Below are 21,383 nucleotides of genomic sequence, written 5' to 3'. Positions count from 1 at the left end.
ATTAGAATCCCAGACTAGACAGCAGATCGTCCACATCATCCTGACCGTTGACCACATCGGACCTTGTCTGCGGGTTCATGATGGGGCCCTCGGCTTCGATGCCGCTCGCCGGCAGGCCGCGCACCGAATTCTCGGCCACCGCCTCACCAAACATCGTCAGCATCTCAATCAGCTTCGTTTCAACTTCCTGCACCAGCTTGATGACCTTGCGGATCATCTGACCGGTCAAATCCTGGAAATCCTGAGCCATCAGAATTTCCGTCAGCAGTTGTCGTAACTTATCGGCATCTGCCTCTGAAGCCTTAATAAAATCATTCAGTTGATGGCAGAGCGCCTTGAACTGGCCCAGCTCGAGATCCCGGCTCATCAAGGCATTCCAATTGGGCATGACCAGCTGAATGTTGTCATTGAGCCGATCGGCGATGGGCAGACTGGCTTCTACCGCATCCATGGTGCGGTTGGCCGCCTTGTCCGTCATGTCGATGACATAGCTCAGACGTTCCCGGGCATCGGGGATCTCGTGGGTGGCCAGGTCGGGGATCCGGGGATCCAGCCGAAAATCCTGCAAAGAGTTGTGCAGTTGGCGAGTCAGTTGACCCACCTTGTCGAACAGCGCCGCCGCATTGGGGGCACACACCTCGGCGAGGATGGTATCGGCCTGTTCAAACTCCCCTTGCTCAAGGTGGGTCACCAGCATCCTTGCCTGATCGAGCGAGATCAGGGCACTCGTTTTGGCCGTCATCCCTGCCACTCCTTAACCGATGCGTTCAAAGATTTTGTCGAGCTTCTCTTTGAGGGTGGCGGCGGTGAACGGCTTGACGATATAGCCATTGACCCCTGCCTGGGCGGCTTCGATGATCTGCTCGCGCTTGGCTTCCGCAGTCACCATCAGCACCGGCAGGTGCTTGAGTTTGTCATCGAGGCGGATGGCCTTGAGCAGGTCGATGCCCTGCATGCCGGGCATGTTCCAGTCGGTGACCACAAACTGGTAGTCGCCGTTCTTCAACATAGGCAGCGCCGTGTTGCCATCGTCTGCTTCGTGGGTATTGTTGTATCCCAGGTCACGCAGCAAGTTCTTGATAATCCGGCGCATCGTTGAAAAGTCATCCACGATGAGGATTTTCATGTTCTTGTCCAAAATTCCCTCCTAAATAGCCGCCAAAACGGCTCATTTACATGATGCTGAATGCAGGTTGAATGGTGCGGATTATGCCTTAGAGTTGCGTTCCAGTGTAGCCAGTACAACCACTTATAAATTCCAATCTCGCAAACGCGCGCGCAATCTGTGCATGGCCTGGCTGTGGATCTGGCTCACCCGAGACTCGCTCACACTCAAGACTTCACCGATCTCGCGCAGGTTCAGCTCTTCGTCGTAATAAAGCGAAAGCACCAGCGCCTCCCGCTCGGGCAGGCGGGCGATGTGTTCGGCCAGGGCGCCCTGAAAGCGCTCGGCCGCCAGATCGTCAAAGCCACCATGACCGCTGGCATCATCGGGATGCCCTATCACATCCTCGCTGACCCCCAGATCCTCGATGCCGATGATCTTGCCGCAAGAGACATCCTGCAGCATGGCGTGATACTCGCTAAGGGAGACCCCCATCCGGGACGCAACCTCATTGTCACGGGCATCCCGGCCATGAGCCTGCTCCACGTTTTCGATGGCCTCGGCGATGGCACGGCTGTTGCGGTGCACCGAGCGCGGCACCCAGTCACCACGGCGGATCTCGTCGAGCATGGCCCCGCGGATGCGGATGCCGGCATAGGTTTCAAAGCTGGCGCCCTTGCTGCCGTCAAAATTGCGGGAGGCTTCGAGCAACCCAATCATACCTGCCTGGATCAGGTCATCCAGCAAGACACTGCTCGGCAGACGAGCCAACAAATGCTGGGCGATCCGTTTAACCAGCGGAGCATGACGCTCGACCAGCACATAGGAATCCTGATGACGCAAGTATGCTTGGGCTTTATTCACGGGAGTCTTCCTGTGCTATGACCGGCTTTTGCAATAAATTTTCGAGGAAAAACTCGAGGTGGCCGCCCGGTTGGTTCGGGATGGGCCAGCTCGCCGCCTTGTTGGCCAGGGCGCGAAACGCCAGCGCGGCGGGCGACTTGGGGAAGGCCTCGACGATCAGCTTCTGCTTGCGCACGGCGGCCCGCAGGTTGGTGTCATAAGGGACACAAGCAACCAGCTCCAGAGAGGTATCCAGGAAGCGGTCGGTGACCCGGGTCAGCTTAGCGAAGAGCTCCTGCCCCTCGCGCAGGGAGCGCACCATGTTGGCCACCACCTTGAAGCGGAACACCCCGTGATCCTTGGAGAGGATCTTGATGAGGGCATAGGCATCGGTGATGGAGGTGGGCTCGTCGCACACCACCACCATGATGTCCTGGGCCGCACGGGTGAAACTCAGCACCATGTCGGAGATCCCCGCCGCGGTGTCCACCAGCAGCACATCGACCTGAGTCTTCATCTCGCTGAAGGCACGGATGAGCTCGGCATGTTGCACCGGGGAGAGCTCGACCATGGACTGGGTCCCGGAGGTGGCCGGCACTATCATCATGCCGTAGGGCCCCTCGACGATGATGTCGTCTATGGTGCACTCCCCGGCCAGCACATGGGACAGATTGCGGTGCACCCGCAGCCCGAGCATGACGTCGACGTTGGCCAGGCCAAGGTCAGCATCCAGTACCAATACGCGCTTGCCTTGGGCGGCCATGGCTCCCGCCACGTTCAGGGTGACGTTGGTCTTGCCCACGCCCCCCTTGCCTCCGGACACGGCGATCACTTTCACTCGATTGTTTTGACGCATTTTGCGCAGACCACTCGCCTGATCCATATACATGTTACTCATAAAACTCCGAATCTTCGGCCTCGCCAAAACCCGACCCCCAGAAATAGGGATCCTCTGCTTCTCGCTCGAGCGAGCCCATGGCGGCACCGACCAGCAGCGCCGCATTGGCAACTTGAATATCTTCCGGCACCCGCTGTCCATCGGTGATGTAGCTGATGGGCAGCGCGTTCTGAATGCATACGTTGATCACTTCACCCAGATTCAGGCTCTCGTCCAGCTTGGTCAGGATGCAGCCACTGAGCGGAATGCGCCGGAAGTGATCCACCGCCTCCTGCATCACCCGTCGCTGGGAGGTGGCGGACATGACCAGATAACTGCGAATGCGCACCTTGGCATTCTTGACCAGGGTATCGAGCTGCTCGGTCAGACGGATATCCCGCTGACCCACCCCGGCGGTATCGATGAGCACCAACCGGCGGTTACGGAACTGGTAGAGCGCATTGGCCAGCTCCTCGGCATCCCGCACCTGGCGCACCGGACAGCCCATGATGCGGCCATAGGTCTGCAGCTGTTCATGGGCACCGATCCGATAGTTGTCGGTGGTGATCAGCGCCACCTGCTCGGCCCCGTATTTCATGGCGAAGCGAGCCGCCAGCTTGGCGATGGTGGTGGTCTTGCCGACCCCGGTCGGACCGAGCAGGGCCACGGCGCCACCCTGGCGCAGGATATCGTCTTCGCTGATCTTGAGCTGGGCCGTCAGCACCTCGGCCAACTGGGCCATGGCCTGATGAATGGGCATATCTTCCGGGATGAGACCCGCCAGCTGATCGGCGAAGGCATCGTCGAAGCCCATCTTCTTGAGTTCCTTGATGAGCAGCGCCCGCATCGGCTCCCGGCGCTCCACCTCCTGCCACATCAGGCCGGAGATCTGGTGCTCCAGCAACTTGCGGATGCTGGCCATCTCCTTGCGCATCCCTTCCATCTCCTGCTCCCGCTGGGGAGCCTGGGCTGGGCGCGGGCTTGGGGCAGAACGCGGCCTTGGCTTGGCAGGCTCGGGGGCGGCGCCCCACTGGCCCTGCTCGGCCAGGGTTCTGGGGGCCGTATTGGCCGACACCAGACCCGCGGACTGGTTGCCACCGCCCGCCACATTCCCGGACCAAGAACCCGGCGAGGAATTGCCACCGCCCGCCGCATTCGCGGACCAGGCACCCGGCGCTGGATTGCCATTGCCTGACGGGTTGGCCGGGTTGAGCTTCTGCTGGCGGGCCAGCAGGGCCGCCAGAGTATCGGCATAATATTCGTTCTGCTCCTTGGCTGGCGCCGGGCGCGTCATCTGCTTGCCCGCAGACGAGATATTGACGCTCTCATCGTTCAACTGACGGCGAACCGGCGCGTCCTTGGGTCCGGGCACCTGGGATTGATAGTCGACGGCCGCGACTATCTCCACCCCACCGGTGACCTTCTTGTTGGACATGATGACGGCATCCGGCCCGAGCGTCTCCTTGACCTCGGCCAGCGCCGTTCGCATGTCTTTGGCAAAAAACCGCTTAATCTTCACCCGTCATCTCCGCTAACTAGTTCTGTCCTACCGCACTGACGATGCGGATTTGCTTGTCATCAGGCACTTCCTGATAAGACAGAACACGCAATCCAGGAATGGCATTCTTGACAAACTTCGCCAGGGTATTGCGCAGTATCCCCGATGTCAGAAGCACGGCCGGCTGGCCTTCCAGTTCTTGTCGTTGAGTGGCTTCCACCAGGGAGCGCTGCATCCGCTCCGCCAGTCCCGGCTCTATGCCGGCGCCATCTCCTCCACCTGCTTGCAGGGATTGATGCAATATACGTTCCAATTCTGGTGACAGCGTGATCACCGGCAGCTCGGGTTCCGGGCCGGCGATCTCCTGCACGATCAACCTGCGCAGGGCGATACGGCAAGCGGCCGTCAGCACTTCCGGATCCGGACTGCGCGGCGCATATTCCACGAGGGTCTGCAGGATAGTGCGCATATCGCGAATTGGCACGCCTTCATTGAGGAGATTTTGCAATACCTTGACCAGATTCCCCATGCTGATCACCTCGGGAACCAGCCCTTCCACCAGCTTGCTCTGATGTTTTCCGATCATGTCCAGCAGCTGCTGAACCTCGTCATATCCCAGCAACAGGGCGGCATGATTGGAGAGAATTTGGCTCATGTGGGTGGCTACCACAGTGGCAGCGTCCACCACGGTATAACCCAGGGTCTGGGCCTGGGAGACCTGCTCCTTGGCGACCCAGACCGCCTCCAGCCCGAAGGCGGGATCCTGGGTCGCAATGCCCTGGATCTGGCCGAACACCTGGCCCGGGTTGATGGCCATCTCCTTGTCGTGATAGACGCTGGCCTCGCCGGTACTCACCCCCATCAGCGTGATGCGATACTGGTTCGGGGCGAGATCCAGGTTGTCACGGATGTGCACCGCAGGCACCAGGAAACCGAACTCCTGAGAGAGCTTCTTGCGCACCCCCTTGATCCGGTTGAGCAGCTCGCCCCCCTGACTCTTGTCCACCAGCGGGATCAGCTGATAGCCCACCTCCAGCCCTATGATGTCCACCGGCATCACATCGTCCCAGCTCAGGTCTTTCTGCTCGACCGGGGCATCCCCATGGGCCGGCAAGAGTTCACCGCTCGCCGCCCTGGCCTTGTTCTGTTTCTCGCGGCGCAGCAACCACCAGGCTCCGGCCGCCGCCACGGCCCCCAGACTCAGGAACGCCAGGTGCGGCATGCCGGGCACGCTGCCCATCATCAGCAATATGCCGGCGGAGATCACCAGCGCCTTGGGATTTTCGAACAGCTGGCCGAGCACCGCCGTGCCCATGTCCTGATCGGTATTCTGGCGGGTCACTATGATGGCGGCGGCGATGGAGAGCAGCAGGGACGGGATCTGGGCCACCAGGCCGTCACCGATGGCGAGCAGGGTATAGACTTCGGCCGCCTCGCCGAAGGTGAGCTGGTGCTGCACCATGCCGATGATGAAGCCACCGATGATGTTGATGAAGAGGATCATGATGCCCGCGACCGCATCCCCCTTCACGAATTTGGAGGCACCGTCCATGGAGCCGTAGAAGTCTGCTTCCTGGGTCACGTCCTGACGACGCTTCTTGGCCTCTTCCTGATTGATGAGGCCGGCGTTCAGGTCCGCATCGATGGCCATCTGCTTGCCGGGCATGGCATCCAGGGTGAAGCGGGCGCTCACCTCGGAGATCCGGCCCGCCCCCTTGGTGACCACCACGAAGTTGATGATCACCAGGATCATGAAGACGATGATGCCCACCGCATAGTTGCCGCCGATCACCACGTTGCCGAAGGCCTCGATCACGTGGCCGGCCGCCGCGGTACCGTTATGGCCTTCCAGCAGTACCACCCGGGTGGAAGCGACGTTGAGCGCGAGCCGCAGCAGGGTCGCTATCAGCAAGACGGTGGGAAAAGCGGCAAATTCCAGTGGCCGGCGGGTGTAGACGGCCACCAGCAGCACGACGATGGAGAGGGCGATGTTGAAGGAGAACAGGATATCGAGCATCAGCGGCGGGATGGGCAACACCACCATGCCGAGGGAAGCGAGCACCAGCAACGGCGTCCCCACCCCCTTGGTCAGCAACCATCGGTACTCTTTGAAACGGCTCAGTCCAGCCTTGAATCCCATCATTATTCTCAAATTATCAACCGCCAGTGCCGGACTAAAGCAAACATCAAGCCAATAATTTAAAATACTGATATATATGGAATTTATTTTTAGTATGTCAGAAGTCCGTCGCCCTCGGCCCGCACATGAACCGGGGCCATGGCGGGCGGGGCCAGGGTTTTGCGTTTATTGGCGGTATTGGGGCTCAATGGGCTGGTCTTTGGCGAGTGGGGTTAGGTGTCGGCCACGGCGGCGAACAGCGCTGCGGCTGATGGCGTTACGCAAGCGCCGCTATGTGCGGAACTCGGGGGGAATGGGCAGGTCTTTGGCGATCGGGGTCGGGCGCCGGCCACGACCACGGCGGAACTTCTTGAGCCGGTACGCACAGGCCAGCGCTTACACCACGGCGACAGACAGCCCTGCGGCTGATGGCGTTATTCAAACGCCGCTATGTGCGGAACTCGGGGGGAATGGGCAGGTCTTTGGCGATCGGGGTCGGGCGCCGGCCACGACCACGGCGGAACTTCTTGAGCTGATACACATAGGCCAGGACCTGCGCCACGGCGGCGAACAGCCCCTCCGGGATCTCCTGGCCAATCTCGGTGGCGTGATAGATGGCGCGGGTGAGCGGCGGGGACGGCATGATGGGGATCTCGTACTCGCGGGCTATCTCCCGGATCTTCATCGCCACCTCGTCCACCCCCTTGGCCAGCACCTTGGGGGCCGCGCCTGGCTTGCTCGCATCGTATTTCAGGGCCACCGAGTAGTGGCTCGGGTTGGTGATGATGACGTCCGCCTTGGGCACATCTCCCATCATGCGGCGCATCGCCATCTGCATCTGCAACTGGCGGATCTTGCCCTTGACCTCGGGCTTGCCCTCGCTGTCCCTGAATTCGTCCTTGATCTCCTGCTTGGTCATCTTGAGCTGGCGATTGTGGTTCCAGGTCTGGAAGGGCACGTCGATGGCGACGATGGGGATCAGGGCGCAGCAGAGAATGATCAGCATCCAGAGCAGCAGATCCAGCGCGTCTATGATGCCGCCGGGAAAACCCTCGAGGGAGAGATTCAGCAGATGATTGAACTTGCTGGAGAGCATCCACCAGGCGAATGTGCTAATAAAAATCACTTTAGCAATGGATTTTATGAGTTCCACCAGGGATTGCACCCCGAACATCCTCTTAAGACCATTCAAGGGGCTCAGCTTGCTCCACTTGGGTAGCATGGCCTCGGAGGAGAAGTTCATCCCGCCGAGCAGGGTGTTACCGACGAAGGCGGCGATGGCTACCAGCAGAAACAGCAGGCCGAGGGGTTGCAACAGCGGGGCCAGCAGGGCGGGCACCATGGCGCCCATGGCGTTGGGATCGAAGGCCTGATCCCTGTCCAGGGTAAAGCCGACGGTGAGCACCTTGACCATGGCATCGGCCAGGCTCTCCTTGATCATCAGCAGGCCAAACACGGTCGCCAGCAAGACGCTGGCGGTACCCAGCTCCTTGGAGCGTGCAATCTGCCCTTTTTCCCGGGCCTGTTGCAGTCGTTTGCCCGTGGGTTGTTCGGTACGTTCCTGGTCGGTATCAGCCATGCTGACCTCCGACTGGCGGGAGGCAAAGGATCATCCGGCCTAAGGTCAGGCATTGTGGCACCTGACCGGGTTGTTCGGTGCCATGTGCCTGATCGGTATCAGCCATGCTGACCTCCGACTGGCAGGAGGCAAAGGATCATCCGGCCTAAGGTCAGGCATTGTGGCACCTGACCGGGTTGTTCGGTGCCATGTGCCTGATCGGTATCAGCCATGCTGACCTCCGATTGGCAGGAGGCAAAGGATCATCCGGCCAAAGACCTGACATTGTGACACCTGACCGGGTTGTTCGGTGCCATGTGCCTGATCGGTATCAGCCATGCTGACCCCCGACTGGCAGGAGGCAAAGGATCATCCGGCCAAAGACCTGACATTGTGACACCTGACCGGGTTGTTCGGTGCCATGTGCCTGATCGGTATCAGCCATGCTGACCCCCGACTGGCGAGAGGCAGGCGATCATCCGGCCAAAGACCTGGCATTGCGTGAACTGCGCCAACACCAGGTCAACCATTCTGGCCCCCATAGCACCGGACGTTGATAAGCTCGCAGCTGGTCTCCTGCACTCGCTCCCAGATGGATTCGAAGTGGCCCATGAAGCCGCCTATGGTGAGCCAGAGGATAAACAGGCCGGACATCATGCTGACCGCGAAGCCGATGCTGAAGATGTTGAGCTGGGGGGCGGCCCGGGTCATGACCCCGAACGCGAAGTTGATGAGCAGCAGCGCGACGATGGCCGACAGCGCCATCACCAATGAGGCCTGGTACATGACCCCGAGGAAGCTTATCAGGCTGCGAATGGCGGGCAGGGTCAGCCCGCTGTCGGAGACCGGCAGGGTCTCGAAGCTCAGCACCACCATCTTGATCATCAGCAGGTGACCGTCCACCGCCAGGAACACCAGGGTCGCCAGCATCAGGTAGAACTGGCCCACCACGGGGGCGGACTGGCCGTTCATGGGATCCACCAGGGTGGCGAACCCCAGGCTGGTCTGCATGGCGATGACCTGGCCCGCCATCACGAAGCTCTCCAGCAGGAACTGGGTCATGAGGCCCAGGGCCACGCCGATGAGCAACTGCTGCCCCAGCACCAGAAAACTGCCGACAGAGAACAGCTCTATCTTGGGCATGGGGGGCAACAGGGGGGCGATGATGAGGGTGATGGCCAGCGCCAACCCCATGCGGATATGCGCCGGGGCCAGCCGGCTGCCAAACACCGCCATCACCATCAGCAGGCTGCTCACCCGGGCCAGCGGCCAGAGGATGGAGGCCAGCCACTCCATGATCACCGCAGTGGTATAGCTCATGCCGCCGCTACCGAAGCCATGGGACTGGTGGTCATCGGCAGCCTGATGGTCGCGAATGCCGACACGGGCATCAGCCGACGACCTCGGGGATCTGGCTCACCATCAGCTGGAAGAAGTCCATCAGGCTCTGCAGGCCCCAGTGAGCGCCCGCCCCCAGCGCCAGCAGGGTGACAATGAGACGGGGCAGGAAGCTCAGGGTCTGTTCGTTGATGGAGGTGGCGGCCTGGAAGATGGCGACGACGAGCCCCACCATCAGGCTCGGCAGGATCACGGCGCACACCATGATGGTCACCAGCCAGAGTGCCTCGCGAAACACATCGACAAAGGTTTCCGGACTCATCTTATCGGCTCCTTTCCATTGACCGGCTTAGCCGGCGCCCAATCCGAAGCTGTTGGCCAACGATCCCAGGATCAGGCTCCAACCGTCCACCATGACAACCAGCATCAGCCTGAAGGGCAGTGAGGGCGGCACCGGAGGAGAACATCATCCTGCTCCCAGACCAAAGCTGTTGGCGAGGGATCCCAGGATCAGGTTCCAGCCATCGACCATGACGAACAGCATCAGCTTGAACGGCAGCGAGACCAGCATCGGGGAGAGCATCATCATCCCCATGGCCATCAGTATGCTGGCGACCACCAGATCGATGACCAGGAACGGCAGGAACAGCATGAAGCCTATCTGGAACGCGGTCTTGAGCTCGCTGGTGACGAAGGCCGGGATCAGCACCCGCAGCGGCACGTCCGCCGGCTTGTCCACCTGCACGTTCGCTATCTCCATGAAGGTGTTGAGATCCTTGACCCGGGTCTGGGCCAGCATGAACTGGTGGATGGGCAGCTCGGCCTTCTCCAGCGCCTCCTTGGCGCCTATGGTCTCCGCCAGATAGGGCTGCAGCGCCTCGTCGTTGATGCGATCCAGCACCGGCGACATGATGAAGAAGGACATGAAGAGGGCGATGCCGATCAGCACCTGGTTGGACGGGCTCTGCTGCAGGCCAATGGCCTGGCGCAGTATGCCGAGCACCACGATGATCCGGGTGAAGGAGGTCATCATGATCACCATGGCCGGCAGGAAGGAGAGCGCGGTCATCAGCGCCAGCACCTGCAGGGTCAGGCTGTATTCCTGACTGCCATCCGCCATGGTCTTGACGGTCAGCGCCGACATGCCGTCCTGGGCCAGGGCCAGTGGCGACAGCAACACGGACAACAGGCCCAGCAACCCAATCCAGTTAGCTTTTTTCATGCTTGCCCATCAATTTGCCGAGCTGCTGGGAGAACGCCTGAGGCTGGCTCTCGTCCAGCGGCTGCTCCAGGCGATAGAGAAAGTTGACCTGCTGGGGCGTCACCCCGATGAGCAACTGCTGTTCGCCCACCTTGACCACCATCAGCTTCTCCTTGTAACCCACCGGCAGGGTGGCGATGACCTTCATCTGGCCGCCCCCCATCACCTGGGTGAGCTTGCTCTTCTTGAGCAAAAAGCCCAGCACCAGGATGAGGCCGATCACCATCAGGCTGGAGAGCAGCCAGGAGGTGATGCTGGGGGGATTGACGCCCCCCTCGGCCAGCGCGGGGAAGGACAACAGCAGCAACGGGAAAACGAGATTCATTTGAGCTTCTTGATCCGTTCTATCTGGCTGATCACATCGGTCAGGCGAATACCGAACTTGTCGTTCACCACCACCACCTCGCCGTGGGCGATCAGGGTGCCGTTGACCAGCACGTCCAGCGGCTCGCCGGCGACCCGGTCCAGCTCCACCACCGAGCCCTGGTTGAGCTGCAGCAGGTTGCGGATGCTGATCTGGCTGCGGCCCACTTCCATGGCGATGGTCACCGGAATGTCCAGGATGGTGTCCAGCTTGCGGCGCTCCTCGGCGCTGATGGGGGCATCGTCTTTGAGCTCCTCCAGCGGGGCGGGCTTGGCCTCGGCCGTCACCTGTTCTTCCAGCGCAGCCGCCCAGGCATCTGCCATCAAATCCTGCTCGTCATCGGTTCCGCTCATCTTGCTTCCTTATGCTGCTTCGTGACCCGCGTCTGATACGACGGGTCTGTTAAGAGTGTTTGTCTTCGATGCTGCGCTCGAGCTCTTCCAGCTCGGCCTCGCCATCGATGCGCACGCCCCCACGGGTCACCAGATGCATCTCTGTCTTGACCCCGTCAGGGCGTTTGAGTTTGTCGACTATCTTGAGCGCCACGTTCTCCTTGGTGCGCCCCATCTTGGCGTGGAAGGTCGGCAAGTCCTCCACGTAGACCAGCAGGTTCTCCGGCATCTCCACCGGGATGATGTCGCCGGGTTTGAGCTCCATCAGATCCCGCAGGGTCAGCTCTGTCTCCAGCAGCTTGGCCTTGAGCTCCACCTTGACGTCCATGATCTCGTCGCGCAGCGCCTTGCTCCAGCGCACGTCGGTGTCGCCCTTGTCGCTCTGCACCCCGGCATCGAGCAACTCGCGGATGGGTTCCAGCATGGAGTAAGGCATGGCCACGTGGAAGTCGCCGCCGCCGCCATCGAGCTCGATGTGGAAGGAGCTCACCACTATGACTTCGGTGGGGCTGACGATGTTCGCCATGGCCGGGTTGACCTCGGAGTCGAGATACTCGAAGCCCACGTCCATCACCGGCGCCCAGGCATCCTTGTAGTCCTCGAACACCAGCTTGAGCAGCATCTGGATGATGCGCCGCTCGGTGGGGGTGAACTCGCGTCCCTCGATCTTGGCGTGGTAGCGGCCGTCACCACCGAAGAAGTTCTCCACCAGGATGAACACCAGGCGGGCCTCCATGGTGATCAGCGCCGTGCCCTTGAGGGGACGGAAACGCACCATGTTCAGGCTGGTCGGCACGAACAGGGTGTGCACGTATTCACCGAATTTCAGCATCTGCACGCCGTTGATGGAGACCTCGGCGGTGCGCCGCATCATGTTGAACAGGCTGATGCGCATGTGGCGGGCGAATCGCTCGTTCACCAGCTCCAGGGTCGGCATGCGGCCACGGACGATACGGTCCTGGGAAGAGAAATCGAACTGGGCGATGCCGGGATCCCCGGCCGCCCCTAGCTCTTCCTCTTCGACATCATCGACACCGTGCAACAGGGCATCAATTTCGTCCTGACTTAACAGATCGCTCACGCTTCACCTTTCATTGCATGACAAAGCCGGTAAACAGCACTTGTTCTATTACGGGGGAAGAGACCAGGTCATTGAGCACCCGGCGACACTCTTCCAGTGAATCCTGACGCAGCTTCTCCTTGCCCTCGAAGGTCATCAGCTGCTCGGCGGTGGCCGCGCTGAAGACCCGCAGCAGGGTGCCTTCGATCAGGGGAGCATTCTGCTTGGCCAGCGCCTCGTCGGCGGCGCCGCGCACCATCAGCTGGATCTTGATCTGCACCAGCCGATCTCGCTGCCCACCCGCCACATTGAACACGAAGGGGCGCAGCATGGCGACATAGAGCGATGGCTGTGGCGTGCTGGCCTGTGGCTTGGCCTCCTCGGTCGCGGCGACCGCGGCTTTGTCCCCGCCCGCCAGCATGAACCAGGCACCGGCGCCGCCGCCCCCCAGCACGATGACGGCGAGGGCGACTATCATGATCAGCTTCTTTTTCTTGGCTGCCGCCGGGTCCTTCAGCGTCAGTTCGTTATCGTCTGCCATCCCTTGTCCACCCTGGTCCTAAACTGGTTCGATATCATAAACTTACTCAGGCAGGCATCAAGCATAGAAATCAATTCCGCTGTCGTTTGTCGATTCCACCAGCAGACTCATGGCACGGGCCGTATTATCTCCCTTCCCCTGGCCGCTGCCGCCGAAAGATCCGCCCTCTTGCTGACTCTGCTGACCCTGACCGTTGAAGGCCGACTGGCCCTGGGATTGCTGTTGTTGTCCCTGCTGCGCCTGCTGCTGTGACTGTTGCTGGACCTGGGTCTGACCGAGCTGGATCCCCTGCCCCGCCAGCATGTCCCGCAGACGTGGCATGGCCTGCTCCAGCATCTCCCGGGTCTGGCCATGCTGCACCACGAAGTGGACGCTGGCCTGGTTGTCAGCCCCCATCTGTATCTGGATCTTCATCTTGCCAAGCCCCAGAGGATCGAGCTGGAGCTCCGCCTGCTGCAACTTGTCCGTCAGCATCAGGTTCACCTTCTGGTGCAACTGCTCAGGTGCTTCCGGGGTCGCCAGCTTGAGGTGCGGCAGACTCTGAGCCTCCCGCCTGGCCGCTATTTCGGCCGCAGGTCTGCTCTCGCCGGGCTGGGTCTGTGCATGCTGCGGGGCCGGAGTCGATTCGCTCTGCTCGACCGACTTGGTCTCCAGCGCAGGCGTACCGGACTCATCCAGTTTTAGCTTCATGTCGGTCTGCTTGAGCTCGACGGCCGCCCTGACCGCGACCGCGGGCTCGGCCTCCATCTGCTGAATACCGGCCGACAGGGCCGTCAGCGAGGCTTGCGGCCCCTGGGATTCGTGGCTCGCCAGGATCTGCGGTGGCGCCGTCAGTACCGGCTCGGGATCCGCGCCGGCGGGTGTAGGCGCCCCGCTCCCAGCGGCGCCCTGGGCGGCGGCAGTGGTCTCGGACTTGGCTGCCGGCGTCTGCCCCGGCTTGGCCTCCTGCTCGGCGGCAGCTCTGGTCTGGCTGCTCTCATCGCCGGACTTGGTGCCATCCGGGGTGGCATTGGCGCTGGTGTCTGTCCTGGTATCCACCCTGACCAGCCCCTCGCCAAAGGCCTTGGCCACACTCGCCTGGGCGCCGTGCGCCCCTGAAGTTGCCTGAGCGCCATGGGCGGCGTGCTCAGCCGAAATAGGCTGCACCGGCTTGCCCGCCCTGGGTAGCACGCTCGCGTCTACCACCGGCTCGGCGTCCGCGGGGATCACCTTGGCCAGCAAGGCGGCCCGATCCTGACCGGACAGCGGCTGTGGGACGGCTTTCGGCGCGGCAGCCTCGAGCCTCTCTGCCTGGCTGGTGGCCTGCTCTTTTGACTGGGCAGCCCGATCTGCGGCCAGAGCGTCGACAGGCAGGGCAAGAGCCTGAGCCCCCTTGCCAAGTCCGGCAACAGGCGCACTCCCCTTGTCGCTCTTGCCTGCCTCGGCGTCTGGAGCTGCTGCACCTTGAGCAAGGGTCTCGCCCGTGCCTCGCCCTTCGGCCGCCGGTTGCAAGAGCGCCTGCGGCGTGGCGGCGCCGGTCGTAACCGTGGGCTTGCCGACGTCAGCCAGTGACACCGGCTGCGACTCGGACGGCAAGTCGTTGCCGTCGATGACCGGCGCCGTCGGCACCGCCGTCTGGGTCACCAGGGGCGCAGGAGGGACCACCAGGCTCACATCCTGTCTGAGGGAGGCCTGCAACTGCTGCAGAAAATCATCGGGGGGCAGCTCGGTCTCGTCGCTCTTGTCAGACGTTGGCTGCGTCGCGACGGGAGTCCCGTCGGTCGCCAAAGATTTGGCATCCAGCGCTATCGCTATCGGGGGCTGTTCGCCAGTTTGGGCGGCTGGCGCCCCCTTGCCGACAAGCTGGGCCCTGGCCATGGCATCGGCAAACGCGGCCTTGCCATCCCCCTGCAGTGGCAGTTCGGCCTCATTGCCCTGGAGCATGGCCGACGGCGTGCCGCTGTCGGCAGGGGTGGCCTGGATGGCGGCCTTGAGCAACTGGGTCTGTATCATGCGGGGATCCCTGACGACAATCCGGTGGCCGGCGACATCGACGTCGCCCCGTCACCGCGTATTTATCACGATAAAGAAAACGGAAGCAAGTTACAGGCCAGAATGGTGATAGCGCCGCATGATGGCGTAATCGTCCAGCATCTTCTGCTCCTGACGCTGGGCCTTCTGGCGCACCCGTCCCGCCTGTTTCTCGAGCAGCAGCTCGACCGCCTTGCGTCGCTGCTGGGCCTCCAGCCATTGGGTGCGACACAATGCCAGCGCCTCGCGCACCTGCAGCACCCCTTGGTACTGCTGGGTCGCCGCATTCTCAAGCTTGCTGATGAAGGCGTGATACTGGCTGTTCTGCTGGGGCGTGATCCCCTGCAGGCCCCGGTCTGTCCATTGCTGGTGGTAGATCTGGCGATACTGGTTCAGCGCCTCTTGCTGATCCATGAACAGCTTCAGATCCTGCTGGGCCTTGGCCAGCGCCATGGCCGCCTGCTGCTCCGCCTCGACCAACCTGGTGGCCAACAACTCCAAGCCTTTACTCATTCCAACACTCCCATCCGGTTCATCTCATCAGCGCATCAGTGGCATGGCCACCATGTGCAGGGATTGCAGGCCTTCGTCGTAGGGAATCACCTCGCGCATTTTCTGCTGCAAGAACTGATCCAGATAGGGTTTCTGGATGATGGCCCTGTCGATGCGGGGATCCGAGCCCTGGCTGTAGGCGCCTATGGTGATGAGATCCCGGTTCTGCTGATAGAGGGAGTAGAACTGCTTGAAGGTACGCGCCAGCTCCATGTGTTCCGGCGAGGTGACCATGGGCATGACCCGGCTGATGGACTTCTCGATGTCGATGGCCGGATAGTGGCCCGCATCCGCCAGCTCCCGCGCCAGCACTATGTGGCCATCGAGGATGGCCCGCGCCGCATCGGCGATGGGATCCTGCAGATCGTCCCCCTCGGTCAGCACGGTGAAGAAGGCGGTGATGGAGCCCTGGCCGTCGCTGCCGTTGCCGGCCCGCTCCACCAGCGCCGGTAATTTGGCAAACACCGAGGGCGGGTAGCCCTTGGTGGCCGGTGGCTCGCCCACCGCCAGGGCAATCTCGCGCTGGGCCTGGGCGTAGCGGGTGAGGGAGTCCATCAGCAGCAACACGTTGAGGCCCTGCTCGCGGAAGTATTCTGCGATGGCGAGCGCCGTCTCGCAACCCTTGAGCCGCATCAGCGGCGAGGCATCGGCGGGGGCCGCCACCACCACGGCGCGCTCGCGCCCCTCGGCCCCGAGGATCTCCTCGATAAACTCCTTCACCTCCCGGCCCCGTTCGCCGATGAGGCCGACCACCACCACGTCCGCCGCGGCGCCACGGGTCATCATGCCGAGCAGCACCGACTTGCCGACGCCGGAGCCGGCAAACAGCCCCATGCGCTGGCCCTGGCCCACGGTGAGCACGGCGTTGATGGCGCGCACCCCTACATCCATCGGCTGATGGATGGCACGGCGGGCGAGCGGATTGATCCGTTGCTGGGCGAACTGCACCGTCTGGGAGGAGATGATGGGGCCGAGTCCGTCCAGGGGCTGGCCTATGCCGTCGATGACCCGGCCGAGCAGGTTCATGCCCACCGGGATGCCGTGATCCTCGGTGATGGGCACCACCCGGGCACCGGGGATGACCCCCTTGAGCTGTTCGCTCGGCATCAGGAACAGGCGATCGCCGGAGAAGCCCACCACCTCGGCCTCCAGGGCACCATCCTGGGTATCGATGCGGCAGAGGGCGCCGATGGCGGCGCGGCAGCCGATGGCCTCCAGCGTCAGCCCCACCACCCTAGTCAGCTTGCCCGCCACCGGTGGAATGGGGGCGACATCGCGCACCCGATAGCCTTGCAGCCGATTGAGCAAGGACGCTGTCATCGCGCCTCCAGAGAGAAAGGGGAAAGATGGCGGAGCATGCCATTGTCCGGCATTGTCACGCAGGTAGATGCCACGCAGGGGCGCGACGTCCCGATAAAGAGCCGGAGCACAGGGTTACTCGACATTGTCACGCTGGGAGATGCCGCACAGCAGCGCGATGCCTCGTAGAGAGCACGGAACATGCCGTTACTCGGCATTGTCACGCTGGGAGATGCCGCGCAGCGGCGCGACGTCCCGATAAAGAGCCCCACAGGGTTACTCGGCATTGTCGCGCAGGAAGTTGCGCAGCAGCTGATCGATGCGTCCCGAGAGGGTCAGATCGATGCTGGAGAGTTCGGTGGCCAGTTGCAGATCGCCGGGGGAGAGGGTGGGATCGCTACGCAGCCGCCAGTGACGCTTGGCACACTCCTCGGCGCCGAAGGCCTGCTCGACCCGGGTGACATCGTCCGGGTGCAGCATCAGGGTCACGCCATGCTCGGCGGCGGGCAGCAGAGAGAGCCCCTGCTTGAGCGCCTCGAGCAGCAGCTTGGGGGACGTCTGCGCTTCATGGCGGATGAGGGCGCGGGCCAGCTGTTGCACCAGGGCGATAAGCTGTTGCTCCACCGCACTGTCTTGCTCGCTGAGCGGGTTGGCGAGACGATCCGCCAGTCCCTGCCAGTGGGCAATCTGCTGCTCCACCTGCTCCTGGCCGAGGGCGAGCCCCTCTTCCCTGCCCTGCTCCAAACCGGCCTGATGACCCTGTTGCAAGCCTTCCAGCTTGCCCTCCTCCAGCCCCTTGGCAAAACCGGCCTCCCGCCCATCGCGCATGCCCTCTTCCCAGGCGGCCTGGCGAATGGCTTCCAGCTCTTCGGCTGTGATGCTGGGAGCCGGCTCCTCCTCGGGCTCTTCGATGGGAGCCTCGGCTTCCTGCTCCTGCCGGTACCAGTCCGGGCCAAGCCCCAGGGCATTGACCTGGATCTCGGACTCGACCTCCATCTCGGGCCAGCCCCAGGCCTCGACCTGATCGGCGTCCGCCTCGGGCCTGACATAGCCGCGCAGCTTGTTATTGTTGTTATTCATGCTTTAGAGACGCTCCTCGCGACGACCAGATGACAGGGCGATATCATCACACGGTTTAGGCTGCATGGCTTAGAGGAATTCCTCGCCGCCACCGGAGCCCAGCATGATCTCGCCCGCATCCGCCAGACGACGGGCGGTGGAGAGGATCTCCTTCTGGGCCGCCTCCACTTCGGAGACCCGGATCGGCCCCATGGCCTCCAGATCGTCCGCCAGCATCTCGGCGGCCCGCTTGGACATGTTCTTGAACACTTTTTCCCGCATCTGATCGTCGGAGCCCTTGAGCGCCCGTTGCAGCAGATCCCCCGGCACTTCCCGCAGCAGGGTCTGGATGCCCCGATCGTCCACGTCGATCAGGTTCTCGAACACGAACATCAGATCCTGGATCTGCTGGCTCATCTCCTCGTCGGAGTCGCGGATGGAGTCCATCAGCTGGCCTTCGATGTTGGTGTCGAGGTAGTTCATGATGTTGGCGGCGGCCTTGAGACCGCCCATCTTGGCGGCCTGAGCCCCGGCCGCACCGGCGAACTGTTTCTCCATGATGTCGTTCAACTCCTGCAGCGCCGCCGGTTGCACCTCTTCGAGGTTGGCGATGCGCATTACCAGATCCAGGCGCACCTGCTCCGGGAACTGGCTCAGGATCTCCGCCGACTGCTCTGGCTCCAGGTAGGACAGCACGATCGTCTGGATCTGCGGGTGTTCGTTCTGGATGATGCTGGCCACCTGGCGCGCATCCATCCACTTGAGGGAATCGAGACCCCGGGCACCGGACCCCAGGATGATCTGATCCACCAGGTTGCTGGCCTTGTCCTCGCCGAGCGCCGCCACCAGGGCCTTGCGCACGAAGTCTTCGCTGCCGATGCCGATATTGGTGTATTTCTGGATGTCTTCGATAAATTGACGGTGCACCGCCGCCACCCGATCGTGGCTGAAGTCCGACATGGAGGCCATGGACATGCCGAGCCGCTGCACCTGCTTGGGCTCGAGGTGGCGGAAGATCTGGGCCGCATCCTCTTCGTTGAGGCTCAGCATCAACAGGGCGGCCATCTCCATCCCGGGCATCTGATCCAGGATCTGGCGCTGCACATCGGTAATCTCGTTACCGGTGATTTGGTTTTTCTTCTCTTCAGGCATCTCGGTTCGTTACCCATTCTTTAATGACCTGAGCGGCCAGATCCGGTTCATTCGCCACCAGCGCACGCACCGCCTTGAGCAAGTCTTCGTCACGGTGCAGATCCGGCAGCTTCAGATGGCCGTCACGCACCCCGAACACGGGTTCGGCTTCCGCTTGCGCCGCCAGCAGGCTGAGCTCGTCATCCCCACCCAGCACTATGCTGTTGTCCAGATCCAGCTCCCCTTCCGGGCGTGCATCCGGGTAGAGCAGGCGCTTGAGCATGGGCCGTACCACGGTCACGATCAGCACTATGATGACCAGCACCGAGGCGGCGATGCGCACCGCACGCCAGAACCAGGGCTGCTCGTAGACGGGGGTATCGGCCATGGCCTCGAGTTCGGGGCGGTTGAACGGAATGGCGACCACCTCCAGGGTATCCCCCCGGGTCACATCATAACCGAGGCCGCCACTGAGCAGGCGACGCAGGGTATCGAGTTCGGCCTGGCTGCGGGCCTCCCGGGTGACGGCGCCATCGGCGCCCGGGGTGGCCTTGTAATCCACCGCCACCGACACCGTCATGCGGCGAATGCCGCCCTGCTGGCGCCGGATATGGCTGACGGTGGTATCCAGTTCGAAGTTACGGGTCGCCTCCTTGCGGGAGCGACCACTGGAGGCTGACTCCGCATCGGCGCCCGTCGCCTGCTGGGGAATGCTGGAAGCGGCCGGAGGCTGGTTGGAGAGCGCGCCGGGCACGCCGCCATTGCTGCCCGTGCCGCTGTTGTCTTCCACCGTCATCTCGGAGCGCACGGCGGGCAGGTCGGGGTTGTAGGTCTTGCGGGTCTGCTCCTGCTGGGAGAAGTCGAGGGAGAGATCCACCTCCGCCGTGTAGTTGTCAGCCCCCAGCACCGGGATCAGGATGGCGTCAATTTTTTGTTTGTACTCCAGCTCCTGCTTCTGCTGCATCGCAAACTCCTTGCGAGTCTGGGCGGAGAGCGGATCCTGGGAGCCGGAGTTGAGCAGGCGACCGTTCTGATCGGTCACGGTGACGCGGGTCGGTTCGAGGCCGTGGACGGCGGAGGCGACCATGTCGACGATGGAGTCCACCTCCCCCTGGCCGAGGGCGCTGCCCTTGAGGCTCAGCACCACGGTGGCGCTGGGTTTGCGTTCGTTGCGGGCGAACACGTTGTCCTTGGGAATGGCCAGCAGCACCTGGGCCTTGGCCACATTCTGGAACTGCTCGATGGCGCTCGCCAGCTGGCGCTCGCGGCTGAGCTTGAGGCGCTCCCCCTCCATGCGCTGGCTGACGCCGAAGCTGGAGTCCTTGAGCAGGATGGACTCGCCATCGTTGCTGACGTCGCTGTTGCCAGCCAGTCCGGCCCGGGTCAGACGCAGGCGGATGTCACCATAGTTCTCGGCGCTGACCAGCACGCTCTTGCCCTCGACCTGATAGGGGATCTTCTGCTGATCCAGATAGTCGAGGGTGGAGACCAGCTCCTGGGTGTTGAAGGTGCCGAGCGGACGCATCTCCGGCTCCTTGCCCCACAGCAGGATGAAGACGGCGATGGCCAGACAGATGGTCAACCCCAGGATCAGGGTGATCTGCCGCAACACATCGGTGTTGGACAAGAAGCCCAGCGCCGAGCTCTTCTGCTCGTGCTCGTCGAGGGCCGCGCCCCCCTCGCTGTTGATCAGCAGGTCGCCGTTTTGATCAGTTGCCACGAGTTAGGTCCTTATTGCTGACATGTTCACGGTTTATTGACCCTTATACCGGCATGTTCATGATGGTCTTGTAGGCATCGACCATCTTGTTACGCACCTGTACCGTCGCCTCGAAGGCGATGGAGGATTTCTGCCCGGCGATCATCACCTCGGACAGGTCCACCGACTTGTCACCCATGTCGAAACGGGTGCGCAGATCATTGGCGCCGCCCTGCAGCTCGTTGACGTTGTCTAGCGCCTGTTGCAGCATCTGACCAAAATCCGAATTAACCTGACGACCGGGTTGGCTCAGCGGCGTGGCGCCGGCTTCGACCTTGAGCGCCTGCATCTCTTGCATCAGGCTGCTTGCACTTATTTCCATCTTCATCCCCAGACAAATCATTGACGCTGACTGCCACTAAGCAATTAGAGTGCCAATGAATGCAGATCCTGTGGGGCGTGTCGGCGAGTGGTCAGGATTTAGACGAACCTGGCTCTGTGGTGGGCCTGGGACTGAGCGGAACTCATCAAAATGAGCGGATCCTGGGCATAAAAATGGCTCTGTCCCAATTACGTGTTGAAAGGCTAACCTTGAAATAGGTCATCACCCTGAGGGCCACCATCATGGATACCCAAGCCTTTCAACACCTGCTGTCTCTCTTCCCACTGCTCAGCTT

20 protein-coding genes and 1 pseudogene are annotated in these 21,383 nt (G+C 62.2%); all 21 read right to left on the bottom strand.

What is annotated here, in order from left to right:
- Position 1: 1 nt before the first annotated feature.
- Complete coding sequence (locus LG30_RS0111370; protein ID WP_033130827.1) at positions 2–742, bottom strand: protein phosphatase CheZ; 741 nt, start codon at positions 740–742, stop codon at positions 2–4.
- A gap of 12 nt (positions 743–754) precedes the next feature.
- The gene (cheY, locus tag LG30_RS0111365; RefSeq protein ID WP_425266319.1) at positions 755–1,126 is read right to left on the bottom strand and encodes a chemotaxis response regulator CheY; all 372 of its coding nucleotides are present in this window, start codon (positions 1,124–1,126) and stop codon (positions 755–757) included.
- A 123-nt stretch (positions 1,127–1,249) separates the two neighbouring features.
- Entirely contained in the window at positions 1,250–1,969 is a 720-nt protein-coding gene (locus tag LG30_RS0111360; RefSeq protein ID WP_033130826.1) for an RNA polymerase sigma factor FliA, read from the bottom strand.
- The gene (locus LG30_RS0111355; protein ID WP_033130825.1) at positions 1,962–2,837 is read right to left on the bottom strand and encodes a MinD/ParA family protein; all 876 of its coding nucleotides are present in this window, start codon (positions 2,835–2,837) and stop codon (positions 1,962–1,964) included. Before LG30_RS0111355 ends, LG30_RS0111360 begins: the two co-directional genes overlap by 8 nt.
- Before the next feature lies 1 nt (position 2,838).
- Complete coding sequence (flhF, locus tag LG30_RS0111350; RefSeq protein WP_033130824.1) at positions 2,839–4,344, bottom strand: flagellar biosynthesis GTPase FlhF; 1,506 nt, start codon at positions 4,342–4,344, stop codon at positions 2,839–2,841.
- Positions 4,345–4,360: 16 nt separating this feature from the next.
- The gene (gene flhA / locus LG30_RS0111345) at positions 4,361–6,463 is read right to left on the bottom strand and encodes a flagellar biosynthesis protein FlhA (RefSeq protein WP_033130823.1); all 2,103 of its coding nucleotides are present in this window, start codon (positions 6,461–6,463) and stop codon (positions 4,361–4,363) included.
- A 427-nt stretch (positions 6,464–6,890) separates the two neighbouring features.
- A complete protein-coding gene (flhB, locus tag LG30_RS0111340; protein WP_033130822.1) occupies positions 6,891–8,021 on the bottom strand; it encodes a flagellar biosynthesis protein FlhB in 1,131 nt (376 codons plus the stop codon).
- 501 nt (positions 8,022–8,522) lie between these two features.
- Positions 8,523–9,320, bottom strand: a complete 798-nt coding sequence (gene fliR / locus LG30_RS0111335; protein WP_033130821.1) for a flagellar biosynthetic protein FliR — start codon at positions 9,318–9,320, stop codon at positions 8,523–8,525.
- 70 nt (positions 9,321–9,390) lie between these two features.
- Positions 9,391–9,660, bottom strand: a complete 270-nt coding sequence (gene fliQ, locus LG30_RS0111330; protein ID WP_033130820.1) for a flagellar biosynthesis protein FliQ — start codon at positions 9,658–9,660, stop codon at positions 9,391–9,393.
- A gap of 27 nt (positions 9,661–9,687) precedes the next feature.
- A pseudogene (fliP, locus tag LG30_RS0111325) lies at positions 9,688–10,560 on the bottom strand (flagellar type III secretion system pore protein FliP).
- Positions 10,547–10,924 (bottom strand): flagellar biosynthetic protein FliO, encoded by a 378-nt coding sequence (gene fliO, locus LG30_RS0111320; protein WP_033130818.1) that lies wholly within the window; start codon positions 10,922–10,924, stop codon positions 10,547–10,549. The pseudogene fliP and the gene fliO overlap by 14 nt, the downstream one beginning before the upstream one ends.
- Positions 10,921–11,316 carry a flagellar motor switch protein FliN gene (gene fliN, locus LG30_RS0111315; RefSeq protein ID WP_025326247.1) on the bottom strand — a complete coding sequence of 132 codons (396 nt, stop codon included), beginning with the start codon at positions 11,314–11,316 and terminating at the stop codon, positions 10,921–10,923. The genes fliO and fliN overlap by 4 nt, the downstream gene beginning before the upstream one ends.
- 49 nt (positions 11,317–11,365) lie before the next feature.
- Positions 11,366–12,436 (bottom strand): flagellar motor switch protein FliM, encoded by a 1,071-nt coding sequence (fliM, locus tag LG30_RS0111310; protein ID WP_033130817.1) that lies wholly within the window; start codon positions 12,434–12,436, stop codon positions 11,366–11,368.
- 10 nt (positions 12,437–12,446) lie between these two features.
- Positions 12,447–12,956 carry a flagellar basal body-associated protein FliL gene (gene fliL / locus LG30_RS0111305; protein WP_033130816.1) on the bottom strand — a complete coding sequence of 170 codons (510 nt, stop codon included), beginning with the start codon at positions 12,954–12,956 and terminating at the stop codon, positions 12,447–12,449.
- A 57-nt stretch (positions 12,957–13,013) separates the two neighbouring features.
- A complete protein-coding gene (locus LG30_RS0111300; protein ID WP_033130815.1) occupies positions 13,014–14,948 on the bottom strand; it encodes a flagellar hook-length control protein FliK in 1,935 nt (644 codons plus the stop codon).
- A 90-nt stretch (positions 14,949–15,038) separates the two neighbouring features.
- A complete protein-coding gene (gene fliJ, locus LG30_RS0111295; RefSeq protein WP_033130814.1) occupies positions 15,039–15,479 on the bottom strand; it encodes a flagellar export protein FliJ in 441 nt (146 codons plus the stop codon).
- Positions 15,480–15,506: 27 nt separating this feature from the next.
- On the bottom strand, positions 15,507–16,838 hold the full coding sequence (gene fliI, locus LG30_RS0111290; protein WP_033130813.1) for a flagellar protein export ATPase FliI: 1,332 nt from the start codon (positions 16,836–16,838) through the stop codon (positions 15,507–15,509).
- Positions 16,839–17,093: 255 nt separating this feature from the next.
- Entirely contained in the window at positions 17,094–17,897 is an 804-nt protein-coding gene (fliH, locus tag LG30_RS0111285; RefSeq protein ID WP_033130812.1) for a flagellar assembly protein FliH, read from the bottom strand.
- A 69-nt stretch (positions 17,898–17,966) separates the two neighbouring features.
- On the bottom strand, positions 17,967–19,028 hold the full coding sequence (fliG, locus tag LG30_RS0111280; RefSeq protein ID WP_033130811.1) for a flagellar motor switch protein FliG: 1,062 nt from the start codon (positions 19,026–19,028) through the stop codon (positions 17,967–17,969).
- The gene (gene fliF / locus LG30_RS0111275) at positions 19,021–20,727 is read right to left on the bottom strand and encodes a flagellar basal-body MS-ring/collar protein FliF (protein WP_033130810.1); all 1,707 of its coding nucleotides are present in this window, start codon (positions 20,725–20,727) and stop codon (positions 19,021–19,023) included. The genes fliG and fliF overlap by 8 nt, the downstream gene beginning before the upstream one ends.
- A 43-nt stretch (positions 20,728–20,770) precedes the next feature.
- Positions 20,771–21,088 carry a flagellar hook-basal body complex protein FliE gene (gene fliE, locus LG30_RS0111270; RefSeq protein WP_033130848.1) on the bottom strand — a complete coding sequence of 106 codons (318 nt, stop codon included), beginning with the start codon at positions 21,086–21,088 and terminating at the stop codon, positions 20,771–20,773.
- Between the last annotated feature and the right edge of the window lie 295 nt (positions 21,089–21,383).

This window comes from Aeromonas aquatica (assembly GCF_000764655.1).
Taxonomy (GTDB): Bacteria; Pseudomonadota; Gammaproteobacteria; order Enterobacterales; family Aeromonadaceae; genus Aeromonas; species Aeromonas aquatica.
This window is presented reverse-complemented; position numbering and strand designations above follow the sequence as displayed.